The following is a 14,355-nucleotide window of genomic DNA, read 5'->3' on the forward strand; positions in this document are numbered from 1 at the left end:
AATGCGTCCGTGGCCGACGAGCGCGAGATCCTCTCCTACGAGCTGTTCGGCGGGGCGGTCCGCGATCTCGCCCAGCAGGTGGTCGACTCGGGCTACGAGCCCGACCTGGTGCTCGCGATCGCCCGCGGCGGGCTCGGCCTCGCCATGGGGCTCGGGTACGCGCTCGACGTGAAGAACCTCTCGACGGTCAACGTCGAGTTCTACACCGGCGTCGACGAGCGCCTCGACGTACCGATCATGCTGCCGCCGACGCCCGCGGCGGTCGACCTCTCCGGTCTGAAGGTGCTGATCGCCGACGACGTCGCCGACTCGGGCCGCACGCTGGAGATCGTCCAGGAGTTCTGCGCCGGGCACGTCGCCGAGGCGCGCACCGCGGTGATCTACGAGAAGCCGTGGTCGGTGGTGAAGCCCGACTACGCCTGGCGCCGCACCGACCGCTGGATCAACTTCCCCTGGTCCACCGAGCCGCCCCTCGTGCGGCGCTCGACGGTCGTCGATGCCTGAGCACCCGGCGCTCCCGCCGCTGCCGTTGATCGAGGTCACGCGCTACGTCACCCCGCTGCGTGAGGGCGGCAGCCTGCCCGGCGTGGTCGAGGCGGAGGACCTCGGCACCTACGTCTGCAAGTTCCGCGGGGCGGGGCAGGGCGTGCGGGTCCTCGTCGCCGAGGTGATCGTCAGCGGGCTCGCCGAGCTGCTCGGCCTGCGCACGCCGCGGCTGGCCGTCCTCGAGCTCCCCGCCGATCTCGCCCGCTACGAGGCGGACGAGGAGGTCCAGGACCTCCTCGTGGCGAGCGTCGGTCGCAACCTCGGGATCGACTTCCTGCCCGGCGCGTTCGGCTACGACGGTTCCGTCGCGGTCGAGCCCTCGCGCGAGGCCGCGACCGTGCTCTGGCTCGACGCGTTCTGCGCAAACGTCGACCGCTCGTGGCGCAACCCGAACCTGCTGGTCTGGCACGGCGCGCTCTGGGTCATCGACCACGGCGCGAGCCTCTACTTCCACCATGGCTGGGCCGGCGGGGTCACGGATCCCGCCCGGTTCGCCGCGCAGCGCTGGAGCGCGGACGACCACGTCCTCGCAGCGGCTGCGCCGCTGCTGGGGGAGATCGACGAGTCCGTCGGTCCGCTGCTGACGCAGGACGCGCTGGAGCGCGTGGTCGCCCGCGTGCCGGACGCGTGGCTCGAGCCGGTGCCGGGCGCGGAGACGCCGGCCGCGCTGCGCGAGGCCTACGTCGCGTTCCTGACGGCCCGGCTCGGCACGCGCCAGTGGCTCCCGGGAGCGGCGGGATGACCGCCGTGGACCCGGCGTCGCCGGCAGGCGTCGTCACGCGCCACCCGTACCAGTACGTCGTGTTGCGCTGCGTGCCGCGGGTGGAGCGCGAGGAGTTCGTGAACGTCGGCGTCGTCGTGTTCTGCCATGCGACCGATCACCTGGTCGTGGCCTGGCACCTCGACGAGCACCGGCTCAGCGCGCTGGCACCCGGCCTGGAGCTCGGCCAGGTGCGCGCCGCGCTGGACTTCGTCGACGCGGTGTGTGCGGCCGATCCGCGCGCGGGTGCCGTGGCCGGCGAGCCGGTGAGTCGTCGTTTCGGGTTCCTCAAGGCGCCGCGCAGCACGGTGCTGCAGCCGGGCCCGGTCCACGGCGGGCTGTCCGAGCGCCCCGACGGCGAGGCGCGGCGGCTGCTGGCCCGGCTCGTGCTGCCGGACGCCCCGCGCGCTCAGACCGGGACGAGCTCCACCGCGCCCACGGCGTAGCGGGCGAGGATGGTCCGGGCGACGACCGGGTGGGCGCCCATCGGCTCGGCGACGGCGATCGCGCCGGCCTCCAGGGCGAGCTCGCTGGCGCGGTCGGGCAGGAAGCCCGGCGCGAGGAACAGCGAGGCGACGGCGATGTGCCGCCGACCCTCGCCGCGGAAGGCGCGGACGGCCTCGCCGGCGGCCGGCGGGGCGGCGGAGGCGTAGGCGGCGGTGACGGGCAGCCGGTGGTGCGTGCCCCAGACCCGGGCCAGCCGGGCCACGGCCTGGTTGGCGAGCGGGTCGCTGGAGCCCGCCGCGGTCAGCACCAGCGCGTCGAGCTCGCGGACGCGGGACGCGGCGAGCGCCTCGCGCATCCGGACGTCGAGCACCTCGAGGAAGCAGGTCTCGAGACCGAGGATCGAGGTCGCGCGGATCTGCAGGTGCGGGTGCCGCTCGGTGGCGGCGGCGATGGCCTGCGGCACGTCGATGCGCGCGTGGTAGGACTCGGTGAGCAGGAGCGGCACGACGACGATCTCGTCGTGTCCGGCCCGGACGAGCCGGTCGACGACGGTCTGGAACGCCGGCTTGGAGAGATCGAGGAACGCCAGCTCGATGCGCAGGTCGGGGCGCAGGGCGCGGGCCTCGGCGACGAGCGCCGTGTAGGCGGCGGCCGAGCGGGGGTCCCGGCTGCCGTGGGCGAGGGCCACGAGTGCGGGAGCAGCCATGGTGGGGGTTCCTCTCTGGGATGGAGCGCGGCGCGTCGGAGTCGGCGACTCAGACGTGGATGCCGCACTCGGTCTTGTTCGTGCCGGCCCAGCGGCCGCTACGGGGGTCGTCGCCGGGGGCGACGCGGCGGGTGCAGGGGGCGCACCCGATCGACGGGTAGCCGTCGTAGACCAGCGGGTTGACCAGCACGCCGTTGTCGACGATGTACTGCTCGACCTGCTCGTCGGTCCAGCGGGCGATGGGGGAGACCTTCACCTTCTGCTTCTTCGCGTCCCACCCGATCACCGGCGCGATGACCCGGTTGCGGGTCTCCGAGCGACGCAGGCCGGTGGCCCAGGCGTCGTAGCCGTCGAGCGAGCGGGCGAGCGGCTCGACCTTGCGCAGCGCGCAGCACAGGTCGGGGTCGGTGCGGTAGAGCTCGGGGCCGTACTGCGCGTCCTGCTCGGCCACGCTCTGCACGGGGGTGATCGTGATGAGGTTGACCGGCAGCGTCGCCTCGACGGCGTCCCGGGTGCCGATGGTCTCGACGAAGTGGTAGCCGGTGTCGAGGAAGACCACGTCGATGTCCGGCACGACGCTGGAGGCCAGGTGCGCGAGCACGGCGTCGCCCATCGAGGACGTGACGCAGAACCGCTCGCCGAAGGTGGCCGCGGCCCACTCGATGATGGTCTCGGCGGGCGCGAGCTCGAGCTCGGCGCCCCAGTGGCTGACGAGGTCGCGGAGCTCCTCGGGCGAGCGGCCCTCGGTGTCGGTGCCGCGGTACGCGCGGGCGGCCTGGGTGGTGCTGATCATCGGTTGTCCCCCTCCGTAGCGGTGGCGGCGCTGGGACGGAGGAGCCCCAGCAGCCGGAGGGAGAAGGCCCGCAGACAGGCCCGGCATTCCCAGCTCCCGTGAGGGGAGGAGACCTCACCGGACTCCGAGACCACCTCGTGCGGGCGCAGGTCCTCGTCCCCGCAGAAGGGGCAGTGGAAGGGGACGGCGCGACCGCTCACGAACGGGCTCCGGCGAGGGGCTCGCCGCGCAGCAGCGACTCGTCGGCACGGTGCACCCACGTGCTGAACGACTCGCCCTCCTCGCGGCCGGCGAGGAAGGCCTCGACGAGGCTGGAGACGTAGTCGTCGAGTCCGGCGGAGGTGACCTTGTGGGCCCGGAGCTTGCGGCCGAAGTTCGCGTTCAGGCCGGTGGCGCCGCCCAGGTGCACCTGGAAGCCCTCGACCTGGCGGTCGCCGTCCATCACCAGTTGGCCCTTGAGGCCGATGTCGGCGATCTGCGTGCGGGCGCAGGCGTTCGGACAGCCGTTGACGTTGACGGTGATCGGGGTGTCGAGGTCGGGGTGGCGACGCTCGAGCTCGCTGACGAGGTCGCGAGCGCGGTTCTTGGTGTCGACGATCGCGAGCTTGCAGAACTCGATGCCGGTGCACGCCATGGTGTTGCGACGCCAGTTGGACGGACGCGCGGAGAGCCCGATGGCCTCGAGGTCGGCCACGACGTCCTCGACCCGCTCGGGGTCGGCGCCGATCAGCACGATCTTCTGGTACGGCGTGAGCCGCGCGCCGGCGAGCCCGTGCTTCTCGATCAGGTCGGCGAGGGCGATCAGCAGCGTCCCGGAGACCCGGCCCGCCACGGGGGCGACGCCGACGTACTTGCGGCCGTCCTTCTGGTCGTGGACGCCGATGTGGTCGCGGTGCCCGACCGGCGACTCCGGCGAGGCGAGGGTCACGAGCTCGCGGCCGAGGTACTCCTTCTCGAGCACCTCGCGGAACTTGGCGATGCCCCAGTCGGCGACGAGGAACTTCAGGCGGGCCCGCGAGCGGAGTCGCCGGTAGCCGTAGTCGCGGAAGATCGACGCGACGCCCTCCCAGACGTCGGCGACGTCGTCGAGCGGGATCCAGACGCCCATCTTCTGCGCGAGCATCGGGTTGGTCGAGAGCCCGCCGCCGACCCACAGGTCGAAGCCCGGGCCGTGCTCGGGGTGCACCGTGCCGACGAAGGAGATGTCGTTGGTCTCGGGGGAGACGTCGTGGCTCGGGTGCCCGGTGAGCGCGGTCTTGAACTTGCGCGGGAAGTTGGCGAAGTCGGGGTCGCCGAGGAAGCGACGCGCGATCTCGTCGAGCGCGGGGGTGCCGTCGATGATCTCGTCGGCCGCGACGCCGGCCACGGGGGAGCCCAGGAAGGGACGCGGGGAGTCGCCGCACGCCTCGAGCGTGGAGAGGCCGCCGGCCTCGAGGCGCTCCCAGATGGCCGGGACGTCCTCGACCCGGATCCAGTGGTACTGGATGTTCTCGCGGTCGGTGACGTCGGCGGTGTCGCGGGCGTAGTCGCGGCCGATCTCGCCGAGGGCGCGGACGGTGTCGGCGCTCAGCAGCCGCCCGTCGGAGCGCACGCGCATCATGAAGAACGGCGCGTCCAGCTCCTCCTCGGGGACGGTGGCGGTCTTGCCGCCGTCGAAGCCCTCGGCGCGCTGGGTGTAGAGGCCCATCCAGCGGAAGCGACCGCGGAGGTCCGCCGGGTCGATCGAGGCGAAGCCGCGCTTGGAGTAGATGTGCAGGATCCGGTCGCGGACGTTGAGCGGCGAGTCGTCCTTCTTGGACTGCTCGTTCTTGTTCAGCGGCTCGGTGTAGCCGAGCGCCCACTGGCCCTCGCCTCGCTTGGGCCGGGGGATCTCGGTGTGCTGGGCCCGCTTGGCGGTGTAGCGCAGATCGCTCATGGGTCGGGTGGTCCTGCTTCCTCGGGTGGTGTCCGGCGGGGAGGGTCCGTCGTGGACGGGGGCGTCAGATGGAGGCGGGACAGATCATGCTGCGCGTACGTCCGAGGTCGACGTGGCGTCGAGCCACCAGGAACACCTCGGTCGCAGCGCTGGTCACGGGTCCGAGTCTCAGAGCGTGGACGGGCGCCCACAAGGCGAAATCCCGTGATGTGAGACGCGCGTCTGGAATGCGAGACGAACGGCGTGTTTCGTGAGCGTGAACCGGTCAAGCCGTGAGTCGCAGGTCACATGCCGTCGCACGACCGGGACGACGCGTCGGGAATCCCCGTCCTCGGGTGCGGCTCACTACGATTGGCCCATGGCCGACATCGACGCCCTCACCAGCAGCGCCTACGCCCACGCCCTCGAGGTCATCGCCTCGGTCGAGCCCCGCATCGCCGAGGCCACGCGTGCCGAGCTCGCCGACCAGCGCGGCTCCCTCAAGCTGATCGCCAGCGAGAACTACGCCTCCCCGGCGGTCCTGCTGACGATGGGCACCTGGTTCTCCGACAAGTACGCCGAGGGCACCGTCGGCCACCGCTTCTACGCCGGCTGCCAGAACGTCGACACCGTCGAGTCGCTCGCGGCCGAGCACGCCCGCGAGCTGTTCGGCGCCGAGTACGCCTACGTGCAGCCGCACTCGGGCATCGACGCCAACCTGGTGGCCTTCTGGTCGATCCTGGCCCACCGCGTCGAGGGGCCGTGGCTGGAGAAGTACGGCGCCAAGAACGTCAACGACCTCACCGAGGCCGACTGGGAGGCGCTGCGCCACGAGCTCGGCAACCAGCGTCTGCTGGGCATGAGCCTGGACGCCGGCGGCCACCTCACCCACGGCTTCCGTCCCAACATCAGCGGCAAGATGTTCCACCAGCAGCAGTACGGCACCGACCCCGAGACCGGCCTGATCGACTACGACGCCGTGCGGGCCAAGGCGCGCGAATTCAAGCCGCTGATCCTGGTGGCCGGCTACTCGGCCTACCCGCGCCGGGTGAACTTCGCGACGATGCGCGAGATCGCCGACGAGGTCGGCGCCACGCTGATGGTCGACATGGCGCACTTCTCCGGCCTCGTGGCCGGCAAGGTCTTCACCGGCGACGAGGACCCGGTGCCGCACGCGCACATCGTCACCTCCACCACGCACAAGTCGCTGCGGGGCCCGCGCGGCGGTCTCGTCCTGGCCCAGGAGGAGCTCGCCCCGTCGGTCGACCGAGGCTGCCCGATGGTGCTCGGCGGCCCGCTCTCGCACGTGATGGCCGCCAAGGCCGTCGCCTTCGCCGAGGCGCGCACGCCGGAGTTCCGCGCGTACGCCCAGCAGGTGGCCGACAACGCCCAGTCGCTCGCCGAGGGCTTCCTGCGCCGGGGCGCGAACCTCGTCACCGGCGGCACCGACAACCACCTCGTGCTCCTCGACGTCACGTCCTTCGGCCTCACCGGCCGGCAGGCCGAGTCGGCGCTCCTCGACGCGGGCATCGTCACCAACCGCAACTCGGTGCCGGCCGACCCGAACGGCGCCTGGTACACCTCCGGCGTCCGGCTGGGCACCTCCGCGCTCACGACGCGCGGCTTCGGCGGCGCCGAGTTCGAGCGCGTCGCCGAGCTCATCGTCGACGTGCTGTCGAACACCGAGGCCGGCACGACCAAGGCGGGCGGCCCGTCCAAGGCGTCCTACTCCGTCGCCGACGGCACCGTCGAGCGGGTCAAGGCGGCCTCGGGCGAGCTGCTCGACAAGCACCCGCTCTACCCGGGCATCGACCTGGCCTGAGTCGATCCGACGCCGTCCCGGGGCTCAGCGCCACTCGTACTCGAGCTCCGGGCGGCCGGCCGTGCCCAGGCGGGGACGCCGGACGACGCGACCCGCGTCGGCGAGGGCTTCGAGGTAGCGCCGCGCGGTCACCCGGGACCCGCCGATCAGCTGGGCGGCCTCGGTCGCCGACAGGGGCCGGGGGGCCGTGCGCAGCGCGGTCACGACCCGCTCCATCGTCTCGGGGCTGAGTCCCTTCGGCAGGGCGGCCCGCTGCGCGTCGCGTCCGGGGCGCAGGGTCGCGAGGAGCGCGTCGACCTCCGTCTGCGCGACCTCGCCGCTGGCGGTGCGCGCCCAGGCCTCGCGGTAGGTCGCGTACTGCTCGAGCTTCGCCCGGAACGCCGGCTGGGCGAACGGCTTGAGCAGGTAGAGGACGACCCCCTGCGCGACCGCGTGCCGCACCACCTCGGCGTCCCGCGCGGCGGTGACGGCGATCGCGTCGCACAGGTGCCCCTGCGCGCGGAGCCGCTGCAGCAGCCCGAGCCCGTGGCCGTCGGGCAGGTGGAGGTCGAGGACCAGCAGATCGACCGGACGTCCGGCGTCGCGCGCCGCCCCGGCGATCCGGACGGCCTCGACCGCCGAGCGGGCCCAGCCGGCCACCGCGAAGCCCGGGGTGCGCTCGACGTAGGCGACGTGGGCCTCGCCGGCCACCTGCTCGTCCTCGACGACGAGCACCCGCAGCACGGGCACCCCGGGGACCTCGGGGATCTCGGGCACCCCGGGCGGCGCCGGCGCGCTCATGCGTCCCACTCCAGCGCCAGCTCGGCGCCGCCGAGAGCACTGCGACCCAGCCGCAGCGTGGCGCCGGTGCGGCGCGCCGCCTGGGCCACCAGCGCCAGGCCGACGCCGCGGCCCACGGCTGGGTCCGCCGCGATCTTCGTGGTCCATCCGGCCTCCAGCACGGCGTGGAGGTCGTGCTCCGGCAGCCCGGGGCCGCTGTCGCCCACGGCCAGGCGTCGCTCGCCGAGGGTGACGCGCACCCGCCGCTCCCCGAGGGGGGACGCCGCGACCGCGTCGAGCGCGTTGTCGACCAGGTTGCCCAGCACGGTCACGAGATCGCGAGGCGAGAGCCGCGCCGACTCCGGCCAGACCCCGACGACCTGCAGCTCGACGCCGCGCTCGGCGGCGTCGGCCGTCTTGCCCAGGAGAAGTGCGGACGCCACGGGGTCGTCGACGGCGGCCACGACGTGATCGGCGAGCAGCTGCGCCACCTGGAGCTCCTCGACGGCGAAGTCCACCGCCTCCTCGGCCCGGCCCATCTCGATCAGCGACACCACGGTGTGCAGGCGGTTCGCGGACTCGTGGTTCTGCGCGCGCAGCGACTCGGTCAGCCGACGCACGGCCTCCAGCTCGCCGGTGACGCCGCGCAGCTCGGTGTGGTCGCGCAGCGTCACGACCGCGCCGACCGCGCGGCCGTCCCAGTCCGCCGGAGCCGCGCTCACCAGCAGCAGGCGATCCCCGGCCAGGTAGAGCTCGTCATCGGTCACCGCGCGCCCGCGCGCCGCCTCGACCAGCGCGGGCGCGAGCCCGAGGTCGGCCAGCGGCCGCCCGACGACCTCGTCGCGCCCCGTCGCGGCGTCGACGGCGGGGAGCGTGAGCAGGCGTCGGGCCTCGTCGTTGGCCAGCTGGACGCGACCGTCGACGTCGACCAGCAGCAGCCCCTCGCGCACCGCGTGCAGCACCGCCGCGTAGTACTCGTACATCCGGGCCAGCTCGCGCTCTCCGAGGCCGTGGGTCTGTCGCCGCAGCCGCCGCGCCACCAGCGTCGCCCCGCCGGCGCCGGCCGTCAGCACGGCCGCCGCGGCGAGGGCCAGGGGCAGGACGTCGTCGTGCAGCTGCCGATCGATCCGGTCGAGCGTGATGCCGACGGCCACCAGGGCGACCACGCGACCGCGGGAGTCGAGCACGGGGACGACGGCCCGCATGGAGGGGCCCAGCGTGCCCGCGTACTCCTGGGTGAACGGACGTCCCCGGGGAGCGTCGCCGACGTCGCCGATGAACGGGCGGCCGATGTTGGCGGGGTCGGGATGGCTGTAGCGGATGCGGTCGGGGGACATGACGGTGACGAAGTCGACCCCGGCGTCACGGCGGACCTGCTCGGCGAGCGGCTGGATGCGACGGCTCGGCTGCGGCCCCGCCAGGGCGGAGACCAGCGCGGGGGAGTCGGCGAGCGTGCGCGCGACCGCCAGGGCGCGCTCGGTCGCGGACGCGCGGGCGTCTCGCCGGGCGTCCAGCGCGGCCAGGCCCACCGACGTCAGCACGAGCACCGCCACCACCGCGACCTGCAGGACCAGCACCTGCCGCGCCACCGACCAGCCGGAGCCCGGGCGGGCGGAGCGACGACGCAGCACCGCGTCATCCTCGCCCGTGACCGCGGGTCGTGACCACTACGACCGCAAGGGTGACGTCGGTCACTCCGGGCCCGAGGCTCGGAGCATGAGCAGCCCCTCCTCCGGCCCGACGGCGGCCCCGGCGCGCAGCCGCACCCACTACCTCTACCTGGCCGTGATCGTCGCGGTGGTCCTCGGCATCGCGCTCGGCCTCGCGGCGCCCGACGTCGCCGTGGAGCTCAAGCCCCTCGGCACCGCCTTCGTGGCGCTGATCAAGATGATGATCCAGCCGGTCATCTTCTGCACGATCGTCATCGGCGTCGGCTCGGTGGCCAGCGCCGCCAAGGTCGGCAAGGTCGGCGGTCTCGCGCTCGCCTACTTCCTCGCGCTCTCGACCGTCGCCCTGGCGATCGGCCTCGTGGTCGGCAACCTGCTGCACCCCGGCACCGGCCTGCGGCTCACCGAGGCGGTCGCGGGTGCCGGGCAGAAGCAGGCCGCGGCGGGCCACGGCAGCACCACCGACTTCCTGCTGGGCATCATCCCGACCTCGATGGTCTCCTCGCTGACCTCGGGGGAGGTGCTCCAGACGCTGCTCGTCGCGCTGCTCGTCGGGTTCGCGCTGCAGCAGATGGGCGCCGCCGGCCAGCCGGTGCTGCGCGGCGTCGCGTCCCTGCAGCGGGTCGTGTTCCGGGTGCTGTCGATGATCATGTGGGCGGCGCCGATCGGCGCGTTCGGCGCGATCGCGGGCGTCGTCGGGGAGACCGGCGTCGACGCGCTCCGCAGCCTGTTCGTGCTGATGCTCGGCTTCTACGTCACCTGCTTCCTGTTCGTCTTCGTCGTGCTCGGCGTCGTGCTGCGGGTCGTGGCCGGCATCCACGTGTGGCCGCTGCTGCGCTACCTGGGCCGCGAGTTCCTGCTGATCCTCTCGACGTCGTCCTCGGAGTCGGCGCTGCCGCGGCTGATCGCGAAGATGGAGCACGCCGGCGTCGACCGCGCGACGGTGGGCGTCGTCGTCCCGACCGGCTACTCCTTCAACCTCGACGGCACCGCGATCTACCTGACCATGGCGTCGCTGTTCATCGCGGAGGCGCTCGGCGACCCGCTCTCGATCGGCGAGCAGGTCTCGCTGCTGCTGTTCATGATGATCGCCTCCAAGGGCGCCGCCGGCGTCACCGGCGCGGGCATGGCCACGCTGGCGGGCGGTCTCTCGTCGCACCGCCCCGAGCTGGTGGACGGCGTGGGCCTGATCGTCGGCATCGACCGGTTCATGTCCGAGGCCCGGGCGCTGACGAACTTCGCGGGCAACGCGATCGCGACCGTCGTCATCGGGCAGTGGACGGGGACCGTCGACCGCGACCGCCTCGACCGCGTGCTGCGCGGCGAGGAGCCGTTCGACGAGGCGACGATGATCGACGACGGGCACGGCGACGGAGCCGTCCCTGAGGCGCGTCCCGCGACCGCGGCCGTGGAGGCCCGGGGCGACGTCTGAGTCGCCCGGGCGCGGCTCCGCGGAGGCGGGGCCGCCCCGGGTTAGCGTGCGGCCATGGCGGAGGCTCGGACGACGCGGACCGCTCGCGCGCCCGGCGCCCCGGCCGCGAGTGCCGCGCTCACGGCGCGGATCGCCCGAGGTCGTCACCGCCTCTGGCGGGTCGTCACCGCCACGGTCGAGGCATGCCTGCGCTACCGCGTGACCGGCCTGGCCGCGGAGGCCGCGTTCTTCGCGGTGCTGTCGGTGCCGCCGCTGATCTTCGCCCTCGCGGGCGCCATCGGCTTCGTCACCGGGCGCTTCTCCGCCGACCAGGTCGAGCGCATCCGCGACTCGGTGCTGGAGCTCTCCGGCCGGCTGCTCACCGACTCCGCGGTGCGCGACGTGATCGCGCCGACGATCGACGACGTGCTGCGCGGCGGACGCTTCGACGTCATCTCCGTCGGCTTCGTGCTGGCCCTGTGGTCGGGCTCGCGCGCGCTCAACGTCTTCGTCGACACCATCACGATCATGCACGGGCTCGGCGGTCGGCGCGGGATCCTGCGGGCCCGGGCGCTCTCCTTCGGGCTCTATCTCCTCGCCGTGTTGACGGGCGTCGCGGCCATCCCGCTGGTCGTCGCGGGCCCGTCGCTGGTCGGGCGGTGGCTGCCGCCGCGGCTGGACGTGCTGATGGCCGCCTACTGGCCGGCGGTCGTCCTGCTGTGCGTGTGCTTCCTGGCCACGCTCTACCACGTGTCGGTGCCGGTGCCGACCGCCTGGCGCGCGATGCTCCCGGGCGCCGCCTTCTCGCTGGCGGCCTGGCTGCTGGGCTCGACCTGGCTGCGCTGGGTGCTCACCGCGACGGCCTCCGACTCGCGCTCGGTCTACGGCCCCTTGGCCGCTCCGATCGCCGTGCTCATCTGGCTCTACCTGCTGGCGATCGCCGTGCTCATCGGGGCCGCGGTCAACGCGTCCGTCGCGCGGCTGCACCCCGACTCCCGCCTGGTCCGACCGCGCGGGCGCCGGGCGGACGACCGGCGACCGCCCATGGCCTAGGGTGCCGACGTGTCCCACGACCAGGTCGCCCTGCCGCCCGTCGGCAACCGCGGCCGGGTCTCGTTGCCCGAGCGGGTGCGCTCGCCGTGGTGGCAGCTGGGTCGCCGCGTCCTGCTGGCGGCGGCGATCCTCATCGGCACCGTGCTGCTCGTCTGGCTCGACCGCGCCGCCTACCGCGACAACAACGACCCGACGGCGCGGGTCGACCTCGTCGACGCGATCTACTACACGACGGTCACGCTGAGCACGACCGGCTACGGCGACATCGCCCCGGTCGCGCCCCACGCCCGGATGATCAACGCCTTCGTCATCACCCCGGCCCGCATCGCGTTCCTGGTGCTCCTGATCGGCACCACGCTCGAGGTGCTGGCCTCCCAGGGCCGCGAGATGGTCCGCGTCGCCCGCTGGAGGAAGCGCATGTCCGACCACGTCGTCGTCATCGGCTACGGCACCAAGGGCCGCAGCGCGGTCGAGACGCTGCTCAACAACGGTCTCGACCGCGAGGCGATCGTCGTCGTCGATCCCAGCGCCGCGGCCCTGCAGGACGCCCACGCCGACGGCTTCGCCGTCGTCACCGGCGACGCGACCCGACGCGAGGTGCTCAGCCGGGCGGGCGTCGACACCGCCGCGCAGGTGATCATCACGACCGACCGGGACGACTCCAACGTGCTCGCGACGCTCACCGTGCGCCAGCTGAACCCGGACGCCTACATCGTCGCCGCGGTGCGCGAGCAGGAGAACGTGCCGCTGATGAAGCAGTCGGGCGCGAGCTCGGTGATCACCAGCTCCGACGCCGTCGGCCGCCTGCTCGGCCTGTCCTCGATGTCGCCGGCGCTCGGCTCGGTGATGGAGGACCTCCTCACCTACGGCGACGGCCTCGAGGTCGCCGAGCGCGACCTGCTCGTCTCCGAGGTCGGACGTCAGCCGCAGACCCTGCCCGACCAGGTCATCGCGGTGGTCCGCGACGAGCGGGTCTACCGCTACTTCGACCCCGTCGTCACCCAGCTGGCGCGGGGCGACCGGCTGGTGGTCGTGCGGCCCGCCCGCGAGCGCCCGTGGGCGCCGCGCCCCGGGACGCACGGCGAGGACGCCGCCGACGAGGACTGAGCGAGACCGCAGTGGTGGTCTAGATCTCGACGGACTGTCGAGGTTTGGTGTTCATCTGTTGAGGGCAAGGTGCCGCCAGGCACCCAGTACACAGGAGCCGCCCTCGCGCAGCCCCCGCTCGGGAGAGGCGCGCGAGGGCGGCTCCTCGCCGTTCCTGGTCGATCTGCACGACACGCCCCTCATCCGAACGGCGGTTCAGGTCGTTTGCAGGTCTGAGGAGCCATGCTCAGGGCATGTTCGACCTCATCAACGGCCTTCCCTGGCACCCCCTCGTCGTGCACGCGGTGGTGGTCCTGCTCCCGCTGGCGGTGCTCGGCACGATCGCGATCGCGATCCGCCCCGCATGGCGCCTCGCGTACGGTCCGCTGGTCGTGGCGTTCGCCGCGATCTCCGTGATCCTCATCCCCATCGCCACCTCGAGCGGCGAGTCCCTCGAGAAGCGCGTCGGCGATCCCGGCAAGCACGCCGAGCTCGGCGACCAGCTGATCTGGTTCGCGATCCCGCTGCTCGTGCTCGTGCTGGCGCTGGTCGTCCTGGAGCGGCGTCGTGCGGGCGGCAAGCCCGCGATCGGCCCCGGCGCGCTGCCGACGATCGTGGCCGGTCTGGCCGTCCTGGTGGCGCTGGCGAACGTCGTGCAGGTCTACCGCATCGGCGACTCCGGCGCGAAGGCCGTCTGGAGCGACCAGGTCAGCAGCCAGTCCGGCGGGGGAGAGGGCGACGGCGACGCCGGCTGATCCCACCCGCATCCGTCCGACGAGGGGCGGCTCGGCGCGAGGCGCCGGGCCGCCCCTCGTCGCGTCTCGGCTGCGCGACGGGGCACTGCGGATCACGACAGATCACGACGGCGCACGACGGGAGATGCCGAAACGCCCCGCCCGATCCTGCGCGATCGAGCGGGGCGGTGGCGGGAGCGCAGCCTTGTGACTCCCCAGCCGACCCCGCTGCGCTCCGCGGCGGTCTCCCGCCGTGCACCTGATCCTGTCGCGTCCCGCATGCCGCGTGCAGGGCAGCGCGGCCCTCGGGCCGGGGACCTTCGTCCCACGTCTGCCGGGACCCATCGGAGGCGGAGCGCTCTTGCCGGGGCGGCGCCGCGCGGTCAGGTTGCTGTCATGTGCGGCGGCCTACCTTCTCCTCACACCCGGGATCGACCCGATGAGGGGGGTCTCGTCAGGATCTCGATCCCGTTCCGGGTGACCTGTCGGCGGCGGACCTCGGTCCGCCGCCGACGTCGTTCTCGGGGACGCCGCCGCGCGTCCGTCCGGGACCGCGTGCTCTCCACGAGCCTCAGCCCCGTCGATCCGTGGCCGTCGACCGCCTCGCGCGGCGAACGCCGCGCTCGTGGGGCGACCGGAGGAGCGGACGAGGGACCTCGGCCGGCCGCGGGTCCCCT

The 14,355-nt window shown here is 73.4% G+C and carries 13 protein-coding genes; 8 read left to right on the forward strand and 5 right to left on the reverse strand.

The window, feature by feature from the left end; translation table 11 throughout:
* Nucleotides 1-9: 9 nt before the first annotated feature.
* Genes K8Z61_RS04655 through K8Z61_RS04665 form a run of 3 tightly spaced genes read left to right on the forward strand, consistent with a single transcriptional unit; the run spans nt 10 to nt 1,752 of the window.
* Nucleotides 10-504: a phosphoribosyltransferase gene (locus K8Z61_RS04655; protein WP_224126983.1), complete on the forward strand. Its 495-nt coding sequence runs from the start codon at nt 10-12 to the stop codon at nt 502-504.
* The gene (locus K8Z61_RS04660) at nt 497-1,288 is read left to right on the forward strand and encodes a HipA family kinase (protein ID WP_224126985.1); all 792 of its coding nucleotides are present in this window, start codon (nt 497-499) and stop codon (nt 1,286-1,288) included. Before K8Z61_RS04655 ends, K8Z61_RS04660 begins: the two co-directional genes overlap by 8 nt.
* The gene (locus tag K8Z61_RS04665; protein WP_224126986.1) at nt 1,285-1,752 is read left to right on the forward strand and encodes a DUF3037 domain-containing protein; all 468 of its coding nucleotides are present in this window, start codon (nt 1,285-1,287) and stop codon (nt 1,750-1,752) included. The genes K8Z61_RS04660 and K8Z61_RS04665 overlap by 4 nt, the downstream gene beginning before the upstream one ends.
* Here K8Z61_RS04665 and K8Z61_RS04670 read toward each other — a convergent pair.
* The 3 genes from K8Z61_RS04670 to K8Z61_RS04680 all read right to left on the reverse strand — a co-directional run bounded on the left by K8Z61_RS04670 (nt 1,716) and on the right by K8Z61_RS04680 (nt 5,167).
* Nucleotides 1,716-2,459, reverse strand: a complete 744-nt coding sequence (locus K8Z61_RS04670) for a sirohydrochlorin chelatase (RefSeq protein WP_224126987.1) — start codon at nt 2,457-2,459, stop codon at nt 1,716-1,718. The genes K8Z61_RS04665 and K8Z61_RS04670 overlap by 37 nt on opposite strands.
* Before the next feature lie 49 nt (nt 2,460-2,508).
* On the reverse strand, nt 2,509-3,252 hold the full coding sequence (locus K8Z61_RS04675; RefSeq protein ID WP_224126989.1) for a phosphoadenylyl-sulfate reductase: 744 nt from the start codon (nt 3,250-3,252) through the stop codon (nt 2,509-2,511).
* 196 nt (nt 3,253-3,448) lie between these two features.
* On the reverse strand, nt 3,449-5,167 hold the full coding sequence (locus K8Z61_RS04680; protein WP_224126991.1) for a nitrite/sulfite reductase: 1,719 nt from the start codon (nt 5,165-5,167) through the stop codon (nt 3,449-3,451).
* A gap of 358 nt (nt 5,168-5,525) precedes the next feature.
* Here K8Z61_RS04680 and K8Z61_RS04685 point away from each other — a divergent pair, with 358 nt between their 5' ends.
* A complete protein-coding gene (locus tag K8Z61_RS04685; RefSeq protein WP_224126993.1) occupies nt 5,526-6,968 on the forward strand; it encodes a glycine hydroxymethyltransferase in 1,443 nt (480 codons plus the stop codon).
* Between the two features lie 24 nt (nt 6,969-6,992).
* On the opposite strand, the gene K8Z61_RS04690 is transcribed toward K8Z61_RS04685, so the two are convergent.
* Together K8Z61_RS04690 and K8Z61_RS04695 are read right to left on the reverse strand one after the other, a co-directional pair.
* Nucleotides 6,993-7,748, reverse strand: coding sequence for a response regulator (locus K8Z61_RS04690; protein WP_224126995.1), 756 nt, complete (start codon nt 7,746-7,748; stop codon nt 6,993-6,995).
* On the reverse strand, nt 7,745-9,358 hold the full coding sequence (locus K8Z61_RS04695) for a sensor histidine kinase (protein ID WP_224126997.1): 1,614 nt from the start codon (nt 9,356-9,358) through the stop codon (nt 7,745-7,747). The genes K8Z61_RS04690 and K8Z61_RS04695 overlap by 4 nt, the downstream gene beginning before the upstream one ends.
* Before the next feature lie 85 nt (nt 9,359-9,443).
* Here K8Z61_RS04695 and K8Z61_RS04700 point away from each other — a divergent pair, with 85 nt between their 5' ends.
* From K8Z61_RS04700 to K8Z61_RS04715, 4 genes are all read left to right on the forward strand, one after another.
* Nucleotides 9,444-10,826, forward strand: a complete 1,383-nt coding sequence (locus tag K8Z61_RS04700; RefSeq protein ID WP_224126999.1) for a cation:dicarboxylate symporter family transporter — start codon at nt 9,444-9,446, stop codon at nt 10,824-10,826.
* A gap of 54 nt (nt 10,827-10,880) precedes the next feature.
* Nucleotides 10,881-11,858, forward strand: coding sequence for a YihY/virulence factor BrkB family protein (locus K8Z61_RS04705; RefSeq protein WP_224127001.1), 978 nt, complete (start codon nt 10,881-10,883; stop codon nt 11,856-11,858).
* 9 nt (nt 11,859-11,867) lie between these two features.
* Nucleotides 11,868-12,965, forward strand: a complete 1,098-nt coding sequence (locus K8Z61_RS04710; RefSeq protein WP_224127003.1) for a TrkA family potassium uptake protein — start codon at nt 11,868-11,870, stop codon at nt 12,963-12,965.
* Nucleotides 12,966-13,198: 233 nt separating this feature from the next.
* The gene (locus K8Z61_RS04715; protein ID WP_224127004.1) at nt 13,199-13,699 is read left to right on the forward strand and encodes a DUF2231 domain-containing protein; all 501 of its coding nucleotides are present in this window, start codon (nt 13,199-13,201) and stop codon (nt 13,697-13,699) included.
* Nucleotides 13,700-14,355 lie beyond the last annotated feature (656 nt).

Origin of the sequence: Nocardioides sp. TRM66260-LWL (genome assembly GCF_020075545.1) — a bacterium.
Taxonomy (GTDB): Bacteria; Actinomycetota; Actinomycetes; order Propionibacteriales; family Nocardioidaceae; genus Nocardioides.